Here is a 21,833-nt window from a genome sequence, read left to right as displayed (position 1 = left end):
GCGTCGCCGACGGCTCTCGTGCGGAGCGGTGACGGAATCCTGACACATCTCACTTTCTTCCGGTGGCCCGCCCCGGCGGCGCGGGGCGAACCGGGCTGACCTGGACGGTGGCCGGCCGGTGGGCATCCCGGTGACGGGAATCGAGAGGTGAGCCGACCGGCGAGCCAGGATCCGTCCAATGGCCCCTTCAGTTGCCCATGGGCGCGCCAGTAGGTTGTCAGGACGCGTCCGAGGGGCATTCACAAAAATCCGGACGCGTCATCCGCGTACGGGAGGACTTTTGTGGTGAGCGGGTCAACCGAGGACTCGGGGCAGGTCCTGCTGGTGGGTTCCAGTGGCGGGCACCTGGCCCAGCTCCTGGCCCTGGAACCGTGGTACCGGGATCGGCGCCGCGCATGGGTAACCTTCGACACCCCGGACGCGCGCTCGCTGCTCGCCGGTGAGGACGTGGTCTGGGCGCACCACCCCACCACACGCAACGTCAAGAACCTGGTACGCAACGCGTTCCTCGCGCTGAAGGTGATCCGGCGGCGCCAGGTCGACGCCGTGGTCACCACCGGCGCCGGGGTCGCCCTGCCGTTCGTGGTGGCGGCCCGGATGCGCAAGATCCCGACGGTCTACATCGAGGTGTACGACCGGATCGACAGCGCGACGCTCACCGCCCGGCTCTGCCGCCCCTTCCTCTCCGCGATGCTCGTGCAGTGGGACGAGCAGCGCCGGATGTACCCGGAGGCCACCGTCGTGGGGAATCTGCTCTGATGGCGCACATTCCGCAGCAGCGGGACCGGCGTTCCGCGGCACCGTACGTGCTGGTCGTGGTCGGCACCGACGTGCACCGCTTCGACCGGCTGGTCGGCTGGCTGGAACGCTGGCACGCGGCGCGGCCCGGGGTCCGGCTGGTCCTCCAGTACGGCCACAGCCGCACCCCGGCCCTGCCCGAGGCCACCCCGTTCCTCGGCCACGAGGAACTCCAGCGGGCGATGGCCGAGGCGACGCTCGTGGTCAGCCACGGCGGCCCGGCCACCATCACCGAGGCGCGCCGCAACGGCCACCTGCCGATCGTGGTGCCCCGCGACCCGTCGCACGACGAGCACGTCGACAACCACCAGCAGCTGTTCTCCCGCCGTCTCGGCGCGGCCGGCATGGTGCGGCTGTGCGAGTCCGAGGCCGAGCTGCTCGCCGCGCTCGACGAGGGCCTGACCGACCCGAACCGGTTCGTGCTGGCCGCCGACCCGAACCGCCCGGACCCGCGCGCCGAGGCGGTCGCCCGGGTCGGCGCGGTGATCGACGAGCTGGTGGCCCGGCGGGTACGACAACGAGCCGTCGGGCGTCGCGCATGAGCGCCCCGGATCCGGCGACGCCGCGGGTCCTCTTCGTCGGCGGCCTCGGCCGCAGCGGCTCCACGCTGCTGGAGCTGCTGCTGGCGCAGAGCGCCGACGTGTGTGCCGTCGGCGAGGTGGTGCACCTGTGGGAGCGGGCGCTCGGCGCCGACGAGCGGTGCGGCTGCGGTGAGCGGTTCACCGCCTGCCCGTTCTGGCGGCAGGTCGGCGACCAGGCGTTCGGCGGCTGGGCCGCTGTCGACCGGGACGACGTGCTGGCGCTCAAGGACCGCGTCGACCGGACCCGGCACATCCCCCGGCTCGCAAAGGAGGCGCTCCCGCCGGAGCAGCTGGCCGACGTGCGCCGCTACGCCGACCTGTACACCCGGATCTACCGGGCCGCGCTGTCGGTGACCGGCGCCCGGGTGGTGGTGGACTCCAGCAAGCACGCCTCGCTCGCCTTCGCCCTGCGCTGGGCCGAAGGGCTGGACCTGCGGGTACTGCACCTGGTCCGGGACAGCCGGGCGGTGGCGTACTCGTGGGGCAAGCAGGTGCGCCGCCCCGAGGTCGTCGACGGCGAGGACTTCATGCCGACCTTCTCTCCGTTCGAGGTGAGCAAGCTGTGGACCGCGCAGAACGCCGCGTTCCACCTGCTCGCCTCCCGGGCGAAGGTGCTGCGGCTGCGCTACGAGGACTTCACCGCCGACCCGGCCGGCACCGTACGCCGGGTGCGGGACTTCGCCGGCCTGCCGGACGACCCGGCGGCGCTGCGCATCCTGTCCGGAGCCGACGAGACCGGCGCGGCGCCCGAGCCGGCCGCGCCGTTCCGTGCGCACAGCGTCGCCGGCAACCCGCTGCGGTTCAGCGGCGGGCCGTTGACGGTGCGCCGGGACGAGGCGTGGCGGGACCGCCTGCCGCGCCACAGCCGTGCCGTGGTCAGCCTGGCCACGCTTCCCCTGCGGGTCCGCTACGGCTATCTGGGCCAGCGGGGATCCGACGAGTCCGTGGAGAGAGCATGAGTGGGCCGAGCATCTCGGTCGTCGTACCGACGCGGGACCGTCCGGAGCTGCTGCGTGCGGCGCTCGACGCGATCCTCAGCCAGGCCCACCCGGGCCTGATCGAGGCGATCGTCGTCTACGACCAGTCCGAGCCGGACCGGTCGCTGGAGACCGACCGGGGTGACCGCCGGATCCGGGTGATCACGAATACCCGTACCGCAGGGCTGGCCGGCGCGCGCAACACCGGCATCGAGGCCGCCACCGGCGACTGGGTGGCGTTCTGCGACGACGACGACGAGTGGCTGCCCGGCAAGCTGGCCGCCCAGTTCGGGGCGCTCGACGCGCACCCGGACGGCGCGCTGGTGAGCTGCGGCATCCGGGTCAGCTACGACGACCGGACGGTGGACCGTTCGCTGGACCGCGCCCGGATCTCGCTGGAGGCGCTGCTGCGCGACCGGCTCACCGAGCTGCACCCGTCCACGTTCCTGATCCGCCGGGCCGCGCTGCTCGACGCGATCGGCCTGGTGGACGAGCAGATCCCGGGCAGCTACGCGGAGGACTACGAGTTCCTGCTCCGCGCCGCCCGGTACGCCCCGCTGGTGAACGTGGAGAGCCCGTACGTACTGGTCCGCTGGCACAAGCGGTCCTACTTCGCGCAGCGCTGGGAGACCATCTCGACCGCGTTGCAGTGGCTGCTGCGCCGCTACCCGGAGTTCGCCACGGTGCCGCACGGCGAGGCGCGGGTGGCCGGTCAGATCGCCTTCGCGCAGGCCGCGATGGGCAACCGGCGCGACGCGGTCCGCTGGGCCCGGCGCACGCTGGCCCGCAACCCGAAGGAGCCGCGCGCCTACCTGGCGCTGGCGGTGGCGAGCCGGGCCGTGCAGGCCGACCGGGTGCTGCGCACGCTGCACAAGCGCGGCCGGGGCATCTGAGCCGTACGCGAGACGGGCGGGCGACCTCGGTCGCCCGCCCGTTCCCGTTCCGCTGTGATCAGGCCGTGCAGAAGGACTTCCACGCCTGGATGCTCGGCTGGTCGAGCAGCCGGAAGTCGCCCTGGCTGACCGTCTGGTTGTAGTACGCCACGAACTCCGGCCGCTGACCGTTGAGGAAGCTGGTCATCGACCGGATCCAGGCCGCCCGGCCGGTGCCCCCGTCACCGGGCACCAGGTCGCTGCCGGTCTCCGCGACGCCCCACGGCTTGCCCAGCGCCTTCGACTTGCTGATCATGGGGCCGTAGATCTCCTGCGGCGAGGCGTACCGCTTCCACTTCTTGCCCCAGTTGTAGCAGTCCCAGCCGAGCGCCTCGATCACGTCGCCACCCGGGTAGAACGCGTCGAAGCTGCGCCCGGACTTCGAGTCGAGCGTCCAGCACATCAGGATCAGCGTGTTGATCAGCTTCGGGTTGCCCGTCCGGTCGGCCAGGCCGGCGATCCGTTTCCACGCCGTCCGGTACGCCGTCGTGCTGAAGGCGCCGCGCTCGACGTCGTCCTCCGGCTCGTGGAAGTACGACCAGTAGACGTTGTGCTCGCGCGGGATCGAGGAGAACCAGGAGGTCAGGCGGGAGTCGAACTTGCCGGTGTTCACCTCCTGCGGTGACGCCTTGAAGGACACCACGACGGTCCGGTCCACCACGTCGGCCCGGCTGCCGGACCACGCCGGCGGCAGGCCGGGGAAGAAGATCCGGGCCATCCGCAGCTTGCCGAAGGTCTGGTCGGACCGGGCCAGCGCCTGGCCGAACGTCTCCCCGCTCTGCACACCGATCGAGGCGCCGGGCAGCGTCAGTCGCGTACCGCTGAAGGCCGGCCCGGCGTCCGCGGAGGCCGACGGACGCGCCGAGGGCTTGCCGCCGAGACCCTGGTCGGCGCTCGGCGACGCACCCGGGGTGCCGGGCGTGCCGGGGCCCATCGAGGTGGCCGGCCCGACCGAGCCTGGCGTCCCGCCGGCCTGCCGTTCCGCCGCGTCGGGTCGCAGCGTGGCCACCGCGACCCCGCTGCCGGCCACGGCCAGGACCAGTGCCGCCGCGAGGGCGACCCGCCAGCGACGACGGGAGCCGCCGGACGACGGCGCGGGGGCCGGGGCGAGCGGCGGCGCGGGCGGCCGGCCCGGCCCGCCGGTGGCCGGTCCGTGCGGAACGTCCACCGGGGGCGGTCCGGTCAGGGTGGCGGTCGCCGTGGTGCCCGCACCCCAGCCCGCCTCGCCCGCCGGGCCGCCCGGCCCGAAGTCGCCCGCCGGTCCCCGGCCGGGCTCGTCGTGCGGCGCCCAGCCGGTGTGGCCGTCCGCCGGACCGGCCTGAGTGGCCCAGGCGTCGTCGTGCGGCTCACCCTGCGGCCAGGCGGCGTCGTTGTGGCCCGCGGGCCCGTGCTGCGGCCAGGGGCCGTCCTGCTGCGGCGCCCAGCCGTTCGTCGTGCCGGGAGCGGCGTCCCAGCCGGCCGGGTCGTGCCCGGGCCCGTCGTGGTGACCGGCGTCGGGCCGGTCACGCTCGGGCCAGGGCAGGTCACCGCCCGGCCGCGCCGGTGGTGGCGGTGGCGCGCTCTCGGCCTCCGGCCAGGGCAGCGAAGGGCCGCCCACCTGACGCGGAATGTCCTGACCCGGCCACAGGCCGGTCGGCTGCCCGAAGGCATTGTGCGGCTCTCGGTCGGCCGGCATGACCCTCCCTGGCTGTCGGCGGCCCGTGGTCGGGGCTCAGATCGCCACGCATACCTGCCCGACGATAACCCTCATCCACCTGGCCGTACGTACCGTGACACTCAGCCGAACGCCTCACCCTGGTCACCGGTGACGGTCGAAGCGGGCATCTCGACCCCGGTCCGGGCGATCGCGTCGAGCAACTGGTCGGCCAGTTCGGGCCGGCAGACCAGCAGATCGGGCAGCCGCGGGTCGGCCCGGTTGTAGCGCAGCGGCGAACCGTCGATCCGGGACGCGTGCATGCCCGCACCGAGCGCCACGGCGACCGGGGCGGCACTGTCCCACTCGTACTGACCGCCCGCGTGGACGTACGCGTCGACCTCGCCGGTCACCACCGCGCAGACCTTCACACCGGCCGAACCCATCGGCACGGCGGTGGCGCCGAGCATCTCGACCAGCTCGCCCACGAACGCCGGCGGGCGGCTGCGGCTCACCGCGATCCGGATCGGCCCGTCGGACGCCTTCGGCTGCGGGCAGGTGGTGCCGAGCACGAGCGGCGTACCGTCCACCGTGGTCCGGGCCGGCATGCCCACCGCGCCGGCGACCAGGGCGCCGTCCGGGGCGGCGGAGCGCTGCCAGAGCGCCACGTGCACCGCCCAGTCGTCCCGCCCCTCCTCGGAGAACTCACGCGTGCCGTCCAGCGGGTCGATGATCCAGACCCGGTCCGCCTCGTGCCGGGGCGCGCGCTCGCCGTCCGCCCACGCGCGGCGCGAGTCGGCCTCCTCCTCGGAGAGCACCGCGTCGGCCGGCCGCAGCCGGGCCAGCGCCGCCGTCATCAGCTCGTGCGACGCGCGGTCGCCGGCGTCCTTGAGCGCCTTCGGGTCGGCGAAGCCCTGCCGGTCCCGCAGCGCGGTGAGCGCCCTGCCGGCCTCGGTCGCCAGCCACTGCGCGAACCGCTGGTCGTCGAGCCGTCCCGCCTCGTCCTCGGTCACGAGCCCCATCCCTTGTTCTCCCGGGTCTGCCGCGACCCGTCATCCTTCGGCGTCCGGTCGGACCGGCGCCAGCGTCCGTCGGATCGTAGACAGTCGCGAGGCGGTCTCGGATCCCCCGGAGGCACCGGTGGTCCGGCCGGCCGCCCGCATGTTGAACTTCGCGTGTATCGCGGTCGGACCCGCCGGGCCAGGCCCTAGGCTCTGCGCATGACCGCCGAGCAGCTGATCTCGTTCGCCCGTGGCGCGCCTTCGCTGGACATCGTCGATGTCGAAGGGCTTAAGGCCGCCGCCGTCCGCGCCTTCGACGCCGACCCCGCCGGGGTCACCGCGTACGGCACCTCCGTCGGCTACCCGCCCTTGCGGAAGTGGATCGCCGAGAAGCACGGTGTCGAGGCCGACCAGGTGCTGATCACCAACGGCTCGTTGCAGGCCGACGCGTTCCTCTTCGACCACCTGGTCCGCCGGGGCGACGCGGTGGTGGTCGAGCGTCCGACGTACGACCGCACGCTGCTCAACCTCAAGCAGATGGGCGGCGAGGTGCACGGCGTGACGATCCAGCCGGACGGCCTGGACACCGCCGAGCTGCGCAAGCTGCTGGAGTCCGGGGTGCGGCCGCGGCTGGCGCACGTGATCCCCAATTACCAGAACCCGGCCGGCGTGACCCTCTCCCTGGAGAAGCGCCGTGAGCTGCTGGACCTTGCCGCCGAGTACGACTTCACGATCTTCGAGGACGACCCGTACGCGGACATCCGGTTCCGGGGCGAGCCGCTGCCCTCGATGCTGTCGATGGACACCCGGGGCGTGGTGGTGCACGCCTCCAGCTTCACCAAGACGGTCTGCCCGGGCGTACGGGTCGGCTACCTGGTCGGCCCGGCCGAGCTGATCGCGGCGATCGCCAAGCGGGCCACCAACCTCTACATCTCGCCCGGCATGGTGGCCCAGGCGATCGTGCACCAGTTCTGCGTCTCCGGCGCGATCGAGGAGTCGATCCGGACGGTCCGTTCGGCGCTCGGTGAGCGGTCGGCGGTGCTGGCCGAGTCGCTGCGCCGGCACATCCCGGAGGCCCGGTTCGTGGAGCCGGACGGCGGCTACTTCCTCTGGGTGGAGCTGCCCGAGGACGTCGAGGTCGACCGCCTCGCCCCTGCTGCCGCCGAGCGCGGCGTGGCGGTGGTGAAGGGCAGCGACTTCATGGTCGACGGCGGCCGGCACGCGCTGCGCCTGGCGTACTCGGCGGTCACAGCGGACCGGATCGACGAGGGTGTGCGGCGTCTCGCCGAGGCGATGGCCGCCGTTCGCGGCTGATTTTCTGTCGGGTTTCTGACAAAAAGGCCCCGCTGGCCGGTTCGGCACTCCCGCCGGACCGGCCGGCACCCCCACAATGCTGCGAGTGCCGCTCACCTTCTGCCGGTGACCAGCCCGCACGCCGGACGACCGGCCGGGCCGGCGGCACGCCCAGCATCACTCCCGCCCCCAAGGGGTGCCGGGTGGGCCGTGTCGCCCCTCACCCCCCTGACGCGGCCCGGCCCGCCCGGCGCCGCCGCGTGACGCCCGTCGCAACCGCCCGTCCCCCGCACCCGCGCCCGCGCTGCGCTTCCCGCCGGTCGGCGTAACCTGCAAGCCGCAGCTCTAGGGGAAGGGGGCGAGAGATGACGGACCGGGTGGCACGCGACCGAACCGCCGGCACCGACGGCAGCCGGGCACTGCGCCCCCGCGCCTGGTCGGCCCCGGTCCGCGCGATGTCCCGCATCCTCAACGCCGACGGCTCCCCGCGTACGGCCCAGCCGGCCGGCCCGGAGCGCAGCGGCATCGTCGACTGCGGGCTGTACGTCGACGGCGAGCGCCGCCCCGGCCACCCCCGGTACGCCGAGGCCCTGGCCGCCGCCCGGCAGGAGCGGGACGGCTTCGTCTGGCTCGGTCTGCACGAGCCGGACCTGGCCGAGATGACCGAGATCGCCGCCACCTTCGGCCTGCACGAGCTGGCGGTGGAGGACGCGGTCAAGGCCCAGCAGCGCCCGAAGCTGGAACACTTCGGCGAGATCGTCTTCCTGGTGCTGCGTACCGCCCGCTACTGCGAGCACGCCGAGCTGACCGAGAACTCCGAGGTGGTGGAGACCGGTCAGGTGATGCTCTTCATCGGGCCGCACTTCGTGATCAGCGTGCGGCACGGCGACGCCTGCCGGCTGGCGCCGGTGCGCGCCGACCTGGAGGCGAAGCGGGACCTGCTGCGGCACGGCCCGTGGGCGGTCGCGTACGCGATCACCGACCGCGTGGTGGACCTCTACCTGGAGGTGGCCGACCGGCTGGAGGACGACCTCGACGTGCTGGAGGCGGACGTCTTCGACCGGCAGAGCAGCGGGCGGATCCAGCGGATCTACCAGATGAAGCGGGAGCTGGTCGAGTTCAAGCGGGCGGTGGCGCCGTTGCAGCGCCCGCTGATGACGCTCACCTCGCAGGTCAACCGCGCGGTGCCGCAGGAGGTGCAGCGCTACTTCCGCGACGTGCAGGACCACCTCAGCCGCACGGTCGAGCAGGTGAACTCCTACGACGACCTGCTCAACTCGATCCTCCAGGCCCGGCTGGCCCAGGTCACCGTCGACCAGAACAACGACATGCGCAAGATCGCCGCCTGGGCCGCGATCGGTGCGGTGTGGACGGCGATCGCCGGCATCTACGGCATGAACTTCGACAACATGCCCGAGCTGAAATGGACGTACGGCTATCCGGGCGTCTGGGCGCTGATGCTCGCGGCGTCCTTCACGCTGTACCGCCTGTTCCGCCGCAACGGCTGGCTGTAGCCGTCCCGTACACGCGGAAGCGCCGGCCACGCGGGGTGTCCCGCGTGCCGGCGCTGATCCGACGGTACGAGGTCAGCGGCGACCGCCGGCCTTCGCGGCGTTCTTGCCGGCCTGCACGGCCTTGGTGATGTCGTCGGCCGGGCGGCCGGAGGCGTCCCGGGCGCCCTCGGCGACGGAGGGGACCTGGTCGTTCGGGTGGATCACCGGCTGGCTGCCGGAGGTGGCGGTCGACGCGCTGCTGCCGTTGGCCACCGCCGAGGAACCGGCGCCGGTCGGGCCGGCCTGCGTCACCTTCGCGCTCGCGTCCGGGGTCTCCACCACGATCGTGTCCACGTCCTCCCGCATCGGCTCCAGCTTGTCGTGACCGGTCGTGCCGAGCGTGCCCGTCGCGCCGAGCGTGCCGGTCGGGTCGTACTCGGCCCACTCCTGCTGCTCGCGGCGACGGCGCATGGCCATCGCACCGGCCAGGCCGGCGACGGTGCCGGCCACCAGCAGGCCCGCGGTCATGCCCCGCGACCTGCGCTGCTTCTTCTTTCCGGCCTTCATGTTCTTCGCCTTCTTCGTCATCGCGGACTGCTTCGCGGCCATCACCTTGCGGCCACTCGACGCCTTGCCGGCGGCCTCGACCCGGGCGTTGCGCACGGCCAGCAGCACCGGCGCGAGCGCCGCGGCGGTCGACGCGAACCCGCTGGACGCGCGGTCCCGGACCAGGACCGCGGTGGGCGCGACGGCGACCCGGGCTGCCTGGACCCGCGGGCCGACAGTGGCGCCGGCCCCCTTCGCCGCGTGCGTGACGGCCTGCCTCAGGTGACCGATGCCCTGGTTCAGCTCGACCCTCGCGAGCTGGCCCTGGGTCTTTCGCCGCCCGATTCCAAACACGGTCCCACCTCCTGGGAGTTGTTCCTTCGTCATCCTCCACCTTCGAATGCCTCCGCATGGCCAGATCGGGCACATGGGAGGATCCGCAAGGAACTGAACTACGAGTGAGGAGTACCCGTGGCCGAGGCTGTCTACGCCACCTTGCACACCAACGCCGGCCCGATCCGGCTGGAGCTCTTCCCGAACCACGCACCGAAGACCGTCCGCAACTTCGTGGAGCTGGCCGAGGGCACCCGGGAGTACATCGACCCGCGTACCGGTCAGCCGGGCAGCGGGCCGTACTACGACGGCACCGTCTCGCACCGCGTGATCAGCGGTTTCATGATTCAGATGGGCGACCCGACCGGCACCGGCCGCGGTGGTCCGGGCTACAAGTTCGCCGACGAGTTCCACCCCGAGCTGCGCTTCGACCGGCCGTACCTGCTGGCGATGGCGAACGCCGGGCCGGGCACCAACGGCTCGCAGTTCTTCATCACGGTGTCGCCCACGCCACACCTGAACAACCGGCACACCATCTTCGGCCAGGTGGCCGACGAGCAGTCCGCGAAGGTGGTCGACTCGATCGCCAACACCCCGACCGGCCCGAGCGACCGGCCGATCCAGGACGTGGTGATCGAGCGCGTCGAGATCGAGCACAAGCAGTCCTGAGCGGCACGCGGGTACCTTTGCTCGCATGACTGAGCGCTCCGGCCAGCCAGGCGACGCCACCGGGGGTCCGGTGCCGACCACTCCGGTCTGCTACCGGCACCCCGGCCGGGAGACTTACATCCGGTGCACCCGGTGCGACCGGCCGATCTGCACCGAGTGCATGCGGGACGCCTCCGTCGGCCACCAGTGCCCGGAGTGCGTCGCCGAGGGCCGCCGCAGCGTGCGGCCGGCGCGTACCGCCTTCGGTGGCGGTGCCGCCGGCCGCCAGGGCAACGTCACGAAGGCGCTGATCGCGCTGAACGTGGTGATGATGCTGCTGTCCATCCTCTCGGCCCGCAGCGGTACCGCCGTGGCCGGCGGTGGCCTGGGCGGCCTGATGGGCAACGGGACGCCGCTCACCGAGTGGGGGGCGGTGCTGGGCCTGGCGCGCTTCCCCGACGGGCACGTCGGCGGGGTGGCCGACGGCGAGTGGTACCGGCTGGTCACCGCCATGTTCCTGCACTACGGCGTGCTGCACCTGCTGCTGAACATGTGGGCGCTCTGGGTGCTCGGCCGGACGCTGGAGGCGGTGCTCGGGCCGCTGCGCTTCCTGGCGCTCTACCTGCTCGCCGGGCTCGGCGGCAACGTCGCCGCGTACGTCTTCACCGAGCCGAACCGGTTCACGGCCGGCGCCTCGACCGCCGTGTTCGGCCTGTTCGCCGCCGTCTTCGTGATCATGCGGCGGCTCGGCCGGGACACCTCGGTGATCGTGCCGATCCTGGTGATCAACCTGATCTTCACGTTCACCGTGCCGAGCATCTCGGTGGCCGGGCACCTCGGCGGTCTGGTGGCCGGCGCGCTGGTGGCGCTGGTCCTGGCGTACGCCCCACGGTCGCGGCGCACCCTGTTCCAGGTCGCGGGCTGCGCGATCGTGCTGGTCGCGCTGATCGGCCTGACGCTCGTCCGGTCCGCCGCGCTGCTCGGCTGAGCCTCAGCGCGCGGGGCGGGCCTCGTCCAGTGCCGCGGCCACCTCGTCCAGCGGGGCGTCCAGGTCGCGGCGGCCGAACAGGTGCAGCGACTCCCCGGCGTCGATCTCCAGCGTCTCGGCGGTGATCCCGCGCCGGCTGCGCCGGTCCAGGCGGATCGCCTCCACGGCGTCCCACGGCAGCCGGCGCCGCCCGGCGAATCCCCGCAGCACGGTGAGCCCGTCCGGGTCGACGGCGAGGCGGACCGGCGCGACCACGTCGCGCAGCGCCCAGGCGAGCAGACCGGCGGCGGCCAGTCCGGCGAGCGCCGGACGGACCGGGTCACCGCCGGCGAACACCAGCCCCAGGGCGACGAGCGCGAGCGCGCCCACCGCCTTGAGCACCGGCACCTCGCGCGGCACCCGCCACTGCCTGATCGGCGGCGACTGTGGATCCATCCGCCCAGCATGCCAGCCGCACCTGCCGGACGCCGGGGGAGGACGACCGGTCGGATCAGCACGTAGGATCGGGGCAAGCGAGGTTACCGGGGAGTAGACATGAGTGACGCGGTCATCGTCGGCGCGGTACGGACCCCGGTCGGGCGGCGCAAGGGCAGCCTCGCCGGAGTGCACCCGGTCGACCTCTCGGCGCACGTGCTGCGCGCGCTCGCCGAGCGCACCGGCATCGACCCGGGCCAGGTCGACGACGTCGTGTGGGGCTGTGTGTCGCAGGTCGGCGAGCAGTCCTGGAACGTGGCCCGCAACGCCGTGCTCGCCGCCGGCTGGCCGGAGTCGGTCCCGGGCACCACGCTCGACCGCCAGTGCGGCTCCAGCCAGCAGGCGCTGCACTTCGCCGCCGCGACGGTCCTCTCCGGCCAGGCCGACCTGGTCGTGGCCGGTGGCGTCGAGTCGATGACCCGGGTGCCGATGGGTTCCAGCGTCGCCGGCGGCATGCCGTTCAGCGCGGCGATCCTGGAGCGCTACCGCGGCGTCGAGGGCGTCGCGGAGGACTCCCCGCTGCCGTTCAACCAGGGCGTCGGGGCCGAGCTGATCGCGCAGCGGTGGCGCTTCTCGCGTACCCAGCTCGACGAGTTCGCGCTCGCCAGCCACGAGAAGGCCGCCGCCGCGCAGGACGCGGGCGCGTTCGAGGCCGAGCTGGCGCCGGTGGCGCTCGCCGACGGCGGCAAGTTCTCCGCCGACGAGGGCATCCGCCGCGACACCTCGCTGGCGAAGCTGGGCGAGCTGGCCACCCCGTTCCGCGCCGACGGCGTGGTCACCGCCGGGTCCGCGTCGCAGATCTCCGACGGCGCCGCCGCGCTCGCGGTCACCACCGCCGAGTGGGCCAGCCGGCACGGCCTGCGCCCGCTGGCCCGGGTGCACACCGCCGTGGTCGCCGCCGACGACCCGGTCACCATGCTCACCGCGCCGATCCCGGCCACCGCGAAGGCGCTGCGCCGCGCGGGGCTGGGCATCGAGGAGATCGGGGTGTACGAGGTGAACGAGGCGTTCGCCCCGGTGCCGCTGGCGTGGCTGGCCGAGACCGAGGCGGACCCGGAGCGGCTCAACCCGCGGGGCGGGGCGATCGCGCTCGGTCACCCGCTCGGCGGCTCCGGCGCGCGGATCATGACCACGATGCTCCAGCACATGCGGGACAACGGCATCCGCTACGGCCTCCAGACCATGTGCGAGGGCGGCGGCATGGCCAACGCCACGATCGTCGAGCTGCTCTGATCCGACCGGCCGCCGGTGTCGCACCACTGGTGCGACTTGCACGTGTGGAAGTTCCAGAAATCGGGCGTGACCCATATCACCCCTGGTCATCGGCTCGTTGGACCGGGCATGGACGTGTTCTCGCGAACGTTCCTTCCGGCCGCCGCCGAGACCGGCCTGGCGACCCAGACCGTCACCCGGCACATGCCGGTGTTCCGCCGATGCGTCGGCTCCGGCGACGCGACCATCCTGGTGACCCGGTGCAGCCGCCCGGACGACCCGGTGGGCGGCGACTACCTGATGCTCCTCACCCACCGGCGGCTGGTGGTCACCCGGCAGACCCGGGTGCTGCACCGGCTGCGCCTGCACCTCAACACCGAACTGCGCGAGCTGAGCAACGTGACGTGGAGCCCCGACGCCCGCGCGCACAGCGTGGAGCTGGCGGCCACCGCGATCGACGGGGTACGCGAGCGTTTCGTCCTGCGTACCCACCACCCGAAGCAGGTGTGGCAGCTCGACGCGTTGCTCAACCACGCCTTCCGGACCCGCCTGCGTACGCCCGCCGAGCGGGTGGTGGCGACCATCGGCGAGTCGCCGGCGGGCGCCCGGCCGACGGTGCTGCGGCCCGCCCCGGCCCGCTGACGTCCTCCTTACCTGATCCGAACATTCCCTGACCGGCCGGGCGGTCGCGGGTCGGTCATCATGAGCCGGTGACCACCGCCGCCCCGCCCGGGCTCGTCCTCGTGGTGGAGGACGAGCCGGCCATCGCCGACCTGGTCCGGCTCTACCTGACCCGGGACGGGTTCGGCGTACACCTGGAACGTGACGGCGAGGCCGGGCTGGCCGCCGCGCGGCGCCTGCGCCCGGTGGCCTGCGTGCTCGACATCGCGTTGCCCGGCCTGGCCGGCACCGAGATCTGCCGCCGCCTGCGCGCGGCGGGTGACTGGACGCCTGTCATCTTCCTCACCGCCCGGGACGACGAGGTGGACCGCGTCGTCGGGCTGGAACTGGGCGCTGACGACTACGTCACCAAGCCGTTCAGCCCGCGCGAACTGCTCGCCCGGCTGCGGGCGGTGCTGCGCCGCACCGCCGGCGTGCCGGCCGAGCAGCCCCGCACGCTCGGCGCCGTCACACTCGACCCGGCCCGGCGGACCGTGACGGCCGGCGGTACGCCGGTGCAGCTCACCTCCACCGAGTTCGACCTGCTGGCCCACCTGATGGCGCGTCCCGGCCGGGTGTTCACACGGGAGGAGCTGCTGGCGGGCGTGTGGGGGTACGCGGCGCACGCCGGCACCCGGACCGTCGACGTGCACGTGGCGCAGGTGCGGGCCAAGCTCGGCCCGGACAGCGTGATCCGCACCCATCGGGGCGTCGGGTACGCCGCCGATGCCTGAGCAGCCCACAGTGCCGACGCCGCCCACCGTGGCGATGCCGCCCACCGGTCCGGCCCGCAGCGGCCGCCGCCCCGGGCGGACGCTCACCGCGCGCGCCGTGCTCGCCACCTGCGCGGTGGCGCTGGTGTCGGTGCTCGTCACCGCGCTCGTCGCGGTGCCCCTCGCGGTACGCGGCGCGGAACGCCGGGACCAGGAGGCGCTCGCCGCCCAGGCCCGGCTCGCCGCCGACGTGCTCCGGGTGCGGCCGGTACGCCAGCGCGACGGCGCCGGGGACCGGCTCATCCGGCAACTGCGCCAGCAGCAGATCGACGTGTACGTGATCCGGGACGGCCGGGCCGACCGGCCGGGCCTGCCCCGGCCGCTGGTGACGCGGGTGGCCGGCGGCGAGAACGTCTCCGGCCGCCGGCTCGTCGAGGGGCAACGTCGGCTGGTCGAGGCGCGGTCGCTACCCGGCGGGGACGGTGTGGTGCTGACCCGGGCCCGCAGCGCCGCGCCCTGGCGGCAGGTGTTGCGCGGACTCTGGCTGCCGCTGCTCGCCGGACTCGCCGCCGGGGCGGCCGCCGGACTGCTGCTCGCCCGCCGGCTGGCCCGGCCAATCCGTACCGCCGCCACCGCCGCCGCCCGGCTGCGCGCCGGGGACCGGGCGGTCCGGGTGCCGGTCGAGCCGCCCGACGAGGTGGCCGATCTGGCGCACGCGCTCAACGGCCTGGCCGCCGCGCTCGCCACGAGCGAGGGGCGGCAGCGCGAGTTCCTGCTCTCCGTCTCGCACGAGTTGCGGACCCCGCTGACCGCCATCCGCGGCTACGCCGAGGCGCTGGCCGACGGCGTGATCGAGGCCGACGCCGTGCCGGCGACCGGCCGGACCGTGCTCGCCGAGGCCGAACACCTGGACCGGCTGGTCCGCGACCTGCTGGCGCTGGCCCGGTTGGAGGCGGTCGACTTCCCCCTGGAACCGGTGCCGGTCGACCTGGCCGGGCTCGCCGCCGACGCGGAGCGCGCATGGTCCGGCCGATGCGCGGCGCTCGGGGTGCCGTTCCGGCTGGAGACGCCGGGTGTGCCGGTGCCGGCGTACACCGATCCGGGCCGGATCCGGCAGGTGGTGGACGGGCTGCTGGAGAACGCGCTGCGGGTCGTGCCTCCGGGGGCGCCGGTCGTGCTCGCGGTCCGCACGGACGGTCCGGCGGGCGGCGGGGTGCTGGAGGTCCGCGACGGCGGACCCGGCTTCACCGACGACGACCTGAGGGTGGCGTTCGAGCGGGGCGCGCTGCACGAGCGGTACCGGGGGGTGCGCAAGGTGGGCAGCGGGCTGGGCCTGGCGCTCGCCGCCGGGCTGGTCCGCCGGCTCGGCGGGGACATCGCCGCGGGGAACGCCCCGGAGGGCGGGGCCGCCTTCACCGTCCGGGTGCCGGCGGATCCTTACGCGGCTCGAACATCGGCTTGACCGTCCCCTCGCGTCGGTGCGGAACGCTCGGGTCGTCACCGCGAGGAGAGGACCACAGATGAGACGTCAGCGAATCGTCACCGGCGCCACCGCACTGCTCGCCGCCGCGGCGCTCGGGCTCGCCGGGTGCGGCGTGAGCCGCCCCGGCGCGGCGCCGGACGACGCGGTCGAGGTGAGCGCCGCCCTGGGCGTGGACGGCCAGGCGCTCGCCGCGCTCGGCGTCGACGCCGACGAACTGGACGTGGATCCGGTCGCCGCCCCGGCACCCTCCGGCACGCCGCAGGCCGGGCCGGACGGCAAGGGCGAGCGGGCGAAGGACGGGCACAAGCGGCACCGCGCCCGGGTGCTGCTGCGGCGCAACACGCTGCACGGCGAGGCGGTGGTGCGGACCAGGGACGGCGGTACGAAGACCGTCGCGGTCCAGCGCGGCGAGGTGACCGCGATCGACGGCAGGTCGATGACCGTGAAGTCCACCGACGGCTTCACGGCGACGTGGACGTTCGGCGAGAAACTGCGGGTGGTCGAGCGGCGGACCACGATCCGATCGACCGACATCAAGATCGGTACGACGGTCGGGGTGGCCGGCGCGAAGGACGGCGACAAGAGCGTGGCCCGGCTCGTGGTGGTGCCACTTCGCCAGGAATAGGGTGCCTGGGCTGTCGTGACCTGAGCAATGTGCCAGGCTACGCTATGCCCCGACCTGCCATCGCCTCCGTGGAGATTCCGTGAAGCTCTCGATCCTCATGCCGGTCTACAACGAGGAAGAACGTATCGCGGATGCCCTCAAGCAGGCATTGGCAGTCGACTACCCCTGCGAGATCGAGCTCGTCGTCGTGGACGACGGCAGCCGGGACGGCACCGGTGAGATCCTCGGCCGCGTGGACGACGCCCGACTGCGGGTGATCACCCACCAGCGCAACGCCGGTAAGGGCGCGGCCATCAAGACGGCTGTCGACAGTGCCGAGGGCGAGTACATGGTCATCCTCGACGCCGACCTGGAGTACGACCCGCAGGACATCCCGCGCCTGCTGGAGCCGGTGCTCGACGGCCGGGCGACTGTCGTCTACGGCAATCGGACCTTCGGGAGCCACAGCTCGTACAGCTTCTGGTACGTGATGGGCAACAAGGGCGTCACGCTCGCCGCGAACGTGCTCTACAACTCCTACATCGGCGACCTGGAGACCTGCTTCAAGCTGATGCCGCTGGAGCTGTACCGCTCGCTCCAGGTCCGCTCCCGGGGCTTCGGCATGGAGGCGGAGGTCACCGGCAAGCTGCTGCGCCGCCGCATCCGCCCGTACGAGGTGCCGATCAGCTACCGCGCCCGGGGCCGCGAGGAGGGCAAGAAGATCACCTGGAAGGACGGCGTCGAGGCGATCTGGATCCTGGCCCGCGAGCGCGCCCGCCGCCGCCCGGCCGGTCCCGCCACCGCGCACTGAGTCCGCACCGACGGAACCCCGCGAGCCCGGCACGAACCGAGGTCGCGGGGTTCCGCCGTGTCCGGCCCGCTCAGGTGAGGAACGCGTCGACCGAGCGGCGCAGCCCCGCAGCGTCCAGGCCGTGCCAGCGTTCGTGGTCCTCGGCGCTGCCGTAGCGGCGCAGGTCCTTGCGGCCCACCCCGAGCGCGAGCAGCCGGTGCGGCCGGTCGGCCAGCGCCTCCGACACCACCCGCGCCGACGTGCCCGCCAGGTACGGCTCGACCAGGATCACCTCGGTCCCGGCGAGCGCCCGCAGCCCGGCCGTGTCGAACGGTCGCGGCCGGTGGGTGTAGGCCACAGTGACCGGCCGGTCGGCCGTCGCCGCCACCGCCGCGTCCAGCACCGGACCGACCGCGACGAGCAGCGGAGCGCCCGGCCCGGCGTCGCGCACCACGTGCAGGTCACCCGCCCGCGGGTACGCCTGCACGTTGGTCCGGACGGACAACCGCAGGTACGCCGAGTCCTGCCCGCACACCACGTCGCGCAGCAGCGGCCGGACCTCGTCCGGGTGCCCCGGCACATGCACTGTCCAGCCGTCCAGCGTGTCCAGCAGTGCCACGTCCGCCGGCCCGAGGTGGGTGCGTCCCGCCGCCGCCCGGTCGTACGAGCCGCCGATGCCGACGAGCACCGCGCCGACGTCCTGGTGGTCGAGGTCCAGCTTGATCTGCTCGTACGCCCGCTCGACCAGGAACGGGGCGTAGCTGTGCACGACCGGCCGCTGCCCGGTCAGCGCCAGCCCACCGGCCACCCCGATCATCAACTGTTCCCGGATGCCCACGTTGATCACCCGGTCCGGGTACCGGGCGGCGGCTGGCTCGAACGCGGCGGCGGAGATGTCGGCGAGCACGACTGTCGTCCGCGGATCGGCGAGCACCTCCTCGGTGCTGGTGACGAACGCGTCCCGCATGGTGCTGGTCATGCTCACTCCCCGTCCGTGACGACCGCGACGACGACGTGCGGCCGGTGATCGTCGTGCCCGGTGAGGGCGGCGTGCAGGGCGTCGTGGTCGCGCCCGTCGACTGTGGCGGCGCTCCACCCGTTCACCGTGAACCGGCTCGCCGCGCCGCCCGGCCAGCCGTATGTGGCCGAGCGGTTGTCCAGCACGATCGCTGTCAGGTTGCCCAGCCCGGTCGCGCCCGCGTACGCGATCGCCTCGTGGTTGGAGCCCTCGTCCAGTTCGGCGTCGCCGAGCAGCACGTACACCCGGGGGCCGGTGCGGCCCTGGGCCCGCAGCCCGAGCGCGGTGCCCACGCCCAGCCCGAGCCCGTGGCCCAGTGAACCGGAACCGATCTCCACCCCCGGCACCAGCGTCCGGTCCGGGTGGTCGCCGAGCCGGCTCGCCGGGCCGCCCTGGTCGTCCAGCCACTCGGCCGGCAGGAAACCGCGGGCGGCGAGCAGCGCGTAGTACCCGGCGACAGCGTGGCCCTTGGAGAGCAGGAAGCGGTCCCGGTCCGGGTCGGACACGGTGGCCGGGGTGATCCGGAGCACCCGGTCGTAGAGCACCTGGAGCACGTCGAGCGTCGAGTACACGTTGGCGCCGAACTCGCGGCCGGCGCGTACCCGGTCCAGGAGCGCGCCCAGGTCGGTGGCGGTGGTCGTCGTCATACCGATAGCCTCGGACTTGAAGCGAACTTCAACTCAAGGCCGTGTGATGCACGAAGCAACACTGACCATCGGGCAGCTCGCCGACCGCAGTGGTGTCGCCCCTTCGGCGCTGCGCTACTACGAGCGGCTCGGCCTGATCCACGCCGCCCGCACCGGCGGGAACCAGCGCCGCTACGCCCGTACCGAGCTGCGCCGGGTCGCGTTCATCCGGATCTCCCAGCAGGTGGGTGTGTCGCTGGAGGAGATCCGGGCGGCGCTCGACTCGCTGCCGTCGGGGCGTACCCCCACGCCCGACGACTGGGCCGCGCTGTCCCGCGACTGGCGGGACCGGCTGGACGAGCGGATCCGGCTGCTCGGCAAGCTCCGCGACGACCTGGACGGCTGCATCGGCTGTGGCTGCCTGTCCTTGCAGCGCTGCACGCTCTACAACCCGGAGGACTCGCTCGCCGCCGAGGGCCCCGGCCCGCGCCTCATGCTCCCGCGCCCCGGCCAGGGCTGACCCCTACCGGACCAGCAGCACCTTGCCCAGGTGGTCGTTGGTCTCCACCAGGCGGTGCGCGGCGGCGGCGTCGGCCATGTCCACCCGGGCGTGCACGACGGGCCGGATCCGGCCCGCCTCCACCAGGGGCCACACCTGCTCGCGTACGCCCCGGACGATCGCCGCCTTCCCCTCCACCGGGCGGGACCGCAGCGCGGTCGCGTGCACCGCCGCGCGCTTCGCCAGCAGCATCCCCAGGTCGAGTTCGCCCTTGCGCCCGCCCTGCATGCCGATCACCACGAGCCGCCCGCCGGTCGCCAGCGCCGCCACGTTCCGGGGCAGGTAGGACGCGCCCATGATGTCCAGGATCACGTCGGCGCCCCGGCCGTCGGTGACCCGGCGTACCTCGTCGACGAAGTCCTGCTCGCGGTAGTCGATCGTGTGCGCGGCGCCCAGCTCGCGCAGCCGCTCGTGCTTGGCCGGGCGGGCGGTCACCACCACAGTCGCGCCGAGCGCCACGCCGAGCTGGATCGCGAACGTCCCGATCCCGCTGCCGCCGCCGTGCACCAGCAGCGTGTCCCCCTCGGTCAGCCGGGCCAGGTCCACCACGTTCGACCAGACCGTGCACGCCACCTCCGGCAGCGCCGCCGCGTCGACCAGGTCCACCCCGGCCGGCACCGGCAGCAACTGCCCGGCCGGCACCGCGACCTGCTCGGCGTAGCCGCCGCCGGCGAGCAGCGCGCAGACCTCCTGGCCCACCGACCAGCCGGTCACGCCGGGACCGAGCGCACGCACCGTCCCCGAACACTCCAGACCGGGGTACGCGGACGCGCCCGGCGGCGGCGGGTAGTGCCCCTGCCGCTGCAACAGGTCGGCCCGGTTCACAGCGCTCGCCCGCACCTCCACGATCACCTCGCCGGGACCGGGCTCCGGATCCGGCACGTGGGTCCAGACGAGCGCCTCGGGTCCGCCGGGTTCGCTGATCGTGATCGCGCGCATGACTCAGTCTTACCCGATCTGCCCGTCGGTCCACGCGCGGGCGAGGATCTCCGTCACCGTCTCCTCCGGGGTCTGGCCGGAGGTGTCCAGCCAGAGCCTGATCCGGGGGTGTCGGCGCGGAACCCGGCGTCGGGTCCGCCACCGGCCAGTCGCCGTACCCCTTCTTCGACCGGTCCCGCTCGCGGGCGGCGACCACCTCGGGGCGCGGCGCGAGCACCACCACGGCCAGCGGCCGGTGCCGGATCCGGCCGATCATGGCCGGCAGGTCCGCTGACGATCATGCGGCGGAACACGTCGCCGCGCAGGTGCACCGCACGGGGCAGCCGCCGCGCCAGCCATTCGGCCACTGTGGACCTGCCGGCTGCCATGATTCCGCTGATCAGCACCACTGCCGGGCTCTCCCGCACGCCCACATTCGCGCAAGGGAGGTGGGACGGCGGCTTGCCCGGTACGGGGTTCGTGGCAGACTGGTCCCCGGTCGCGCACCCCTCGGGGGCGTGCCGGGAGGGTTCGCCTAGTGGCCGATGGCGCTGGTCTTGAAAACCGGTAAGGCAGCGATGTCTTCGTGGGTTCGAATCCCACACCCTCCGCCCACTCCCACCTCGCCGTCGGCCGGCCGCGCGTGCGGACGCATCGGCGTGTCGCCCCGGAAGTAACCATCGCCTATGCGGCTCATGCCATTGGGTCATAAATATGACCGAGAGGCATAAGGGCCTCGGGTGTTCTCTTCTCCGGCGGCCCGGCGGCCCGGCGGCCCGGCGGCCCGGCGGCCCGGCGGCCCGGCGGCCCGGGCGGTCGTAGGGTGCGGGGTGCGGGGTGCGGCGACGACGGGAGGCCGGGATGGCGGAGACGACGACGGTGGCCGGGGTGACGGCCGAGCTGGCCGCGCTCGACGATCCGAAGATCCGTGCGGTGAACGAGCGCCACGGTGACGATCACGGGGTCAACCTGGGCAAGCTGCGGGCGGTCGCGAAGCGGCTGAAGACGCAGCAGGAGCTGGCCCGCGAGCTGTGGGCGACCGGCGACAGCGCGGCCCGGCTGCTCGCGATGCTGATCTGCCGGCCGAAGGCGTACGGGCGGGACGAGCTGGACGCCATGCTGCGCGAGGCGCGTACGCCGAAGGTGCACGACTGGCTCGTGAACTACGTGGTGAAGAAGAGCCCGCACGCCGAGCCACTGCGCCTGGCCTGGTCGGCCGACAGGGATCCGGTGGTGGCGAGCGCCGGCTGGGCGCTGACCACCGAGCGGGTGGCGCGGAATCCGGACGGGCTGGACCTGGCCGGCCTGCTCGACGTGATCGAGGCGGAGATGGCGGGCGCGCCGGAGCGCCTCCAGTGGGCGATGAACCACTGCCTGGCGCAGATCGGGATCGAGCACCCTGCGTACCGGGACCGCGCGATCGGGATCGGCGAGCGGCTCGGGGTGCTCAAGGACTATCCGACGCCGCCGGGATGCACGTCGCCGTACGCGCCGGTCTGGATCAACGAGATGGTGCGCCGACAGCACGGTGGCGCGGACAACGGGGTATGAAG

The 21,833-nt window shown here is 73.6% G+C and carries 23 protein-coding genes and 1 tRNA gene; 17 read left to right on the top strand and 7 right to left on the bottom strand.

Annotated features, from left to right (window positions below; translation table 11 throughout):
* Positions 1 to 282: 282 nt before the first annotated feature.
* The 4 genes from FB454_RS15085 to FB454_RS15070 are packed head-to-tail and all read left to right on the top strand — an operon-like array spanning position 283 to position 3,249.
* On the top strand, positions 283 to 759 hold the full coding sequence (locus tag FB454_RS15085; RefSeq protein ID WP_013289269.1) for a glycosyltransferase family 28 protein: 477 nt from the start codon (positions 283 to 285) through the stop codon (positions 757 to 759).
* On the top strand, positions 759 to 1,340 hold the full coding sequence (locus FB454_RS15080; RefSeq protein WP_145823103.1) for a glycosyltransferase: 582 nt from the start codon (positions 759 to 761) through the stop codon (positions 1,338 to 1,340). Before FB454_RS15085 ends, FB454_RS15080 begins: the two co-directional genes overlap by 1 nt.
* Positions 1,337 to 2,338, top strand: coding sequence for a sulfotransferase family protein (locus FB454_RS15075; protein ID WP_145823102.1), 1,002 nt, complete (start codon positions 1,337 to 1,339; stop codon positions 2,336 to 2,338). The genes FB454_RS15080 and FB454_RS15075 overlap by 4 nt, the downstream gene beginning before the upstream one ends.
* The gene (locus FB454_RS15070) at positions 2,335 to 3,249 is read left to right on the top strand and encodes a glycosyltransferase family 2 protein (protein WP_013289266.1); all 915 of its coding nucleotides are present in this window, start codon (positions 2,335 to 2,337) and stop codon (positions 3,247 to 3,249) included. The genes FB454_RS15075 and FB454_RS15070 overlap by 4 nt, the downstream gene beginning before the upstream one ends.
* 58 nt (positions 3,250 to 3,307) lie before the next feature.
* On the opposite strand, the gene FB454_RS15065 is transcribed toward FB454_RS15070, so the two are convergent.
* Complete coding sequence (locus FB454_RS15065; protein WP_145823101.1) at positions 3,308 to 4,963, bottom strand: hypothetical protein; 1,656 nt, start codon at positions 4,961 to 4,963, stop codon at positions 3,308 to 3,310.
* A gap of 101 nt (positions 4,964 to 5,064) precedes the next feature.
* Positions 5,065 to 5,943 carry a 3'(2'),5'-bisphosphate nucleotidase CysQ gene (locus FB454_RS15060; RefSeq protein ID WP_013289264.1) on the bottom strand — a complete coding sequence of 293 codons (879 nt, stop codon included), beginning with the start codon at positions 5,941 to 5,943 and terminating at the stop codon, positions 5,065 to 5,067.
* A 198-nt stretch (positions 5,944 to 6,141) separates the two neighbouring features.
* On the opposite strand from FB454_RS15060, the gene FB454_RS15055 reads away from it, so the two are divergent.
* Positions 6,142 to 7,236 carry an aminotransferase-like domain-containing protein gene (locus FB454_RS15055; RefSeq protein WP_013289263.1) on the top strand — a complete coding sequence of 365 codons (1,095 nt, stop codon included), beginning with the start codon at positions 6,142 to 6,144 and terminating at the stop codon, positions 7,234 to 7,236.
* 344 nt (positions 7,237 to 7,580) lie between these two features.
* Positions 7,581 to 8,729, top strand: a complete 1,149-nt coding sequence (gene corA / locus FB454_RS15050) for a magnesium/cobalt transporter CorA (protein ID WP_145823100.1) — start codon at positions 7,581 to 7,583, stop codon at positions 8,727 to 8,729.
* Between the two features lie 72 nt (positions 8,730 to 8,801).
* On the opposite strand, the gene FB454_RS15045 is transcribed toward corA, so the two are convergent.
* On the bottom strand, positions 8,802 to 9,641 hold the full coding sequence (locus FB454_RS15045; RefSeq protein ID WP_145823099.1) for a hypothetical protein: 840 nt from the start codon (positions 9,639 to 9,641) through the stop codon (positions 8,802 to 8,804).
* 84 nt (positions 9,642 to 9,725) lie between these two features.
* Between FB454_RS15045 and FB454_RS15040 the strand changes: the two genes are divergently transcribed.
* Together FB454_RS15040 and FB454_RS15035 are read left to right on the top strand one after the other, a co-directional pair.
* Positions 9,726 to 10,256 (top strand): peptidylprolyl isomerase, encoded by a 531-nt coding sequence (locus tag FB454_RS15040; protein ID WP_013289260.1) that lies wholly within the window; start codon positions 9,726 to 9,728, stop codon positions 10,254 to 10,256.
* Positions 10,257 to 10,281: 25 nt separating this feature from the next.
* Positions 10,282 to 11,223, top strand: coding sequence for a rhomboid family intramembrane serine protease (locus FB454_RS15035; RefSeq protein ID WP_186461603.1), 942 nt, complete (start codon positions 10,282 to 10,284; stop codon positions 11,221 to 11,223).
* 3 nt (positions 11,224 to 11,226) lie between these two features.
* Here the strand turns inward: FB454_RS15035 and FB454_RS15030 are convergent, their stop codons facing one another.
* Positions 11,227 to 11,658, bottom strand: coding sequence for a PH domain-containing protein (locus FB454_RS15030; RefSeq protein WP_186461602.1), 432 nt, complete (start codon positions 11,656 to 11,658; stop codon positions 11,227 to 11,229).
* Positions 11,659 to 11,757: 99 nt separating this feature from the next.
* On the opposite strand from FB454_RS15030, the gene FB454_RS15025 reads away from it, so the two are divergent.
* The 6 genes from FB454_RS15025 to FB454_RS15000 all read left to right on the top strand — a co-directional run bounded on the left by FB454_RS15025 (position 11,758) and on the right by FB454_RS15000 (position 17,180).
* Positions 11,758 to 12,930, top strand: coding sequence for a thiolase family protein (locus tag FB454_RS15025; RefSeq protein ID WP_013289257.1), 1,173 nt, complete (start codon positions 11,758 to 11,760; stop codon positions 12,928 to 12,930).
* 108 nt (positions 12,931 to 13,038) lie between these two features.
* The gene (locus FB454_RS15020) at positions 13,039 to 13,551 is read left to right on the top strand and encodes a hypothetical protein (protein ID WP_013289256.1); all 513 of its coding nucleotides are present in this window, start codon (positions 13,039 to 13,041) and stop codon (positions 13,549 to 13,551) included.
* Positions 13,552 to 13,619: 68 nt separating this feature from the next.
* Positions 13,620 to 14,303, top strand: coding sequence for a response regulator transcription factor (locus FB454_RS15015; RefSeq protein ID WP_013289255.1), 684 nt, complete (start codon positions 13,620 to 13,622; stop codon positions 14,301 to 14,303).
* Positions 14,296 to 15,744, top strand: coding sequence for a sensor histidine kinase (locus FB454_RS15010; RefSeq protein WP_145823098.1), 1,449 nt, complete (start codon positions 14,296 to 14,298; stop codon positions 15,742 to 15,744). The genes FB454_RS15015 and FB454_RS15010 overlap by 8 nt, the downstream gene beginning before the upstream one ends.
* 58 nt (positions 15,745 to 15,802) lie before the next feature.
* Positions 15,803 to 16,390 (top strand): hypothetical protein, encoded by a 588-nt coding sequence (locus FB454_RS15005; RefSeq protein WP_013289253.1) that lies wholly within the window; start codon positions 15,803 to 15,805, stop codon positions 16,388 to 16,390.
* Between the two features lie 79 nt (positions 16,391 to 16,469).
* The gene (locus FB454_RS15000) at positions 16,470 to 17,180 is read left to right on the top strand and encodes a glycosyltransferase family 2 protein (RefSeq protein ID WP_013289252.1); all 711 of its coding nucleotides are present in this window, start codon (positions 16,470 to 16,472) and stop codon (positions 17,178 to 17,180) included.
* A 70-nt stretch (positions 17,181 to 17,250) separates the two neighbouring features.
* Here FB454_RS15000 and FB454_RS14995 read toward each other — a convergent pair whose 3' ends face one another.
* Positions 17,251 to 18,126, bottom strand: coding sequence for a transketolase family protein (locus FB454_RS14995; protein WP_176739864.1), 876 nt, complete (start codon positions 18,124 to 18,126; stop codon positions 17,251 to 17,253).
* Between the two features lie 14 nt (positions 18,127 to 18,140).
* Positions 18,141 to 18,824, bottom strand: coding sequence for a transketolase (locus tag FB454_RS14990; protein ID WP_145823097.1), 684 nt, complete (start codon positions 18,822 to 18,824; stop codon positions 18,141 to 18,143).
* 46 nt (positions 18,825 to 18,870) lie between these two features.
* Here FB454_RS14990 and soxR point away from each other — a divergent pair, with 46 nt between their 5' ends.
* Positions 18,871 to 19,323, top strand: a complete 453-nt coding sequence (soxR, locus tag FB454_RS14985) for a redox-sensitive transcriptional activator SoxR (RefSeq protein WP_145823096.1) — start codon at positions 18,871 to 18,873, stop codon at positions 19,321 to 19,323.
* Positions 19,324 to 19,326: 3 nt separating this feature from the next.
* Here the strand turns inward: soxR and FB454_RS14980 are convergent, their stop codons facing one another.
* On the bottom strand, positions 19,327 to 20,301 hold the full coding sequence (locus tag FB454_RS14980) for an NAD(P)H-quinone oxidoreductase (protein WP_145823095.1): 975 nt from the start codon (positions 20,299 to 20,301) through the stop codon (positions 19,327 to 19,329).
* A 503-nt stretch (positions 20,302 to 20,804) separates the two neighbouring features.
* On the opposite strand from FB454_RS14980, the gene FB454_RS14970 reads away from it, so the two are divergent.
* Both FB454_RS14970 and FB454_RS14965 read left to right on the top strand, forming a co-directional pair.
* Positions 20,805 to 20,891, top strand: a tRNA-Ser gene (locus tag FB454_RS14970).
* Between the two features lie 250 nt (positions 20,892 to 21,141).
* Complete coding sequence (locus tag FB454_RS14965) at positions 21,142 to 21,831, top strand: DNA alkylation repair protein (RefSeq protein WP_071097409.1); 690 nt, start codon at positions 21,142 to 21,144, stop codon at positions 21,829 to 21,831.
* The last annotated feature ends 2 nt before the right edge of the window (positions 21,832 to 21,833 follow it).

This window comes from Micromonospora sp. CNZ297, assembly GCF_007827625.1.
Note: the sequence above shows the minus strand (reverse complement) of the source record. Positions and strands in the feature narration are given on the sequence as shown.

Coding starts and splice junctions, on each gene's coding strand:
- FB454_RS15080 (WP_145823103.1), top strand. CDS start 759: ATGGCGCACATTCCGCAGCAGCGGGACCGGCGTTCCGCGGCACCGTAC.
- FB454_RS15075 (WP_145823102.1), top strand. CDS start 1,337: ATGAGCGCCCCGGATCCGGCGACGCCGCGGGTCCTCTTCGTCGGCGGC.
- FB454_RS15070 (WP_013289266.1), top strand. CDS start 2,335: ATGAGTGGGCCGAGCATCTCGGTCGTCGTACCGACGCGGGACCGTCCG.
- FB454_RS15065 (WP_145823101.1), bottom strand. CDS start 4,963: ATGCCGGCCGACCGAGAGCCGCACAATGCCTTCGGGCAGCCGACCGGC.
- FB454_RS15060 (WP_013289264.1), bottom strand. CDS start 5,943: ATGGGGCTCGTGACCGAGGACGAGGCGGGACGGCTCGACGACCAGCGG.
- FB454_RS15055 (WP_013289263.1), top strand. CDS start 6,142: ATGACCGCCGAGCAGCTGATCTCGTTCGCCCGTGGCGCGCCTTCGCTG.
- corA (WP_145823100.1), top strand. CDS start 7,581: ATGACGGACCGGGTGGCACGCGACCGAACCGCCGGCACCGACGGCAGC.
- FB454_RS15045 (WP_145823099.1), bottom strand. CDS start 9,641: ATGACGAAGGAACAACTCCCAGGAGGTGGGACCGTGTTTGGAATCGGG.
- FB454_RS15035 (WP_186461603.1), top strand. CDS start 10,282: ATGACTGAGCGCTCCGGCCAGCCAGGCGACGCCACCGGGGGTCCGGTG.
- FB454_RS15030 (WP_186461602.1), bottom strand. CDS start 11,658: ATGGATCCACAGTCGCCGCCGATCAGGCAGTGGCGGGTGCCGCGCGAG.
- FB454_RS15025 (WP_013289257.1), top strand. CDS start 11,758: ATGAGTGACGCGGTCATCGTCGGCGCGGTACGGACCCCGGTCGGGCGG.
- FB454_RS15020 (WP_013289256.1), top strand. CDS start 13,039: ATGGACGTGTTCTCGCGAACGTTCCTTCCGGCCGCCGCCGAGACCGGC.
- FB454_RS15010 (WP_145823098.1), top strand. CDS start 14,296: ATGCCTGAGCAGCCCACAGTGCCGACGCCGCCCACCGTGGCGATGCCG.
- FB454_RS15005 (WP_013289253.1), top strand. CDS start 15,803: ATGAGACGTCAGCGAATCGTCACCGGCGCCACCGCACTGCTCGCCGCC.
- FB454_RS14995 (WP_176739864.1), bottom strand. CDS start 18,126: ATGCGGGACGCGTTCGTCACCAGCACCGAGGAGGTGCTCGCCGATCCG.
- FB454_RS14990 (WP_145823097.1), bottom strand. CDS start 18,824: ATGACGACGACCACCGCCACCGACCTGGGCGCGCTCCTGGACCGGGTA.
- soxR (WP_145823096.1), top strand. CDS start 18,871: ATGCACGAAGCAACACTGACCATCGGGCAGCTCGCCGACCGCAGTGGT.
- FB454_RS14980 (WP_145823095.1), bottom strand. CDS start 20,301: ATGCGCGCGATCACGATCAGCGAACCCGGCGGACCCGAGGCGCTCGTC.
- FB454_RS14965 (WP_071097409.1), top strand. CDS start 21,142: ATGGCGGAGACGACGACGGTGGCCGGGGTGACGGCCGAGCTGGCCGCG.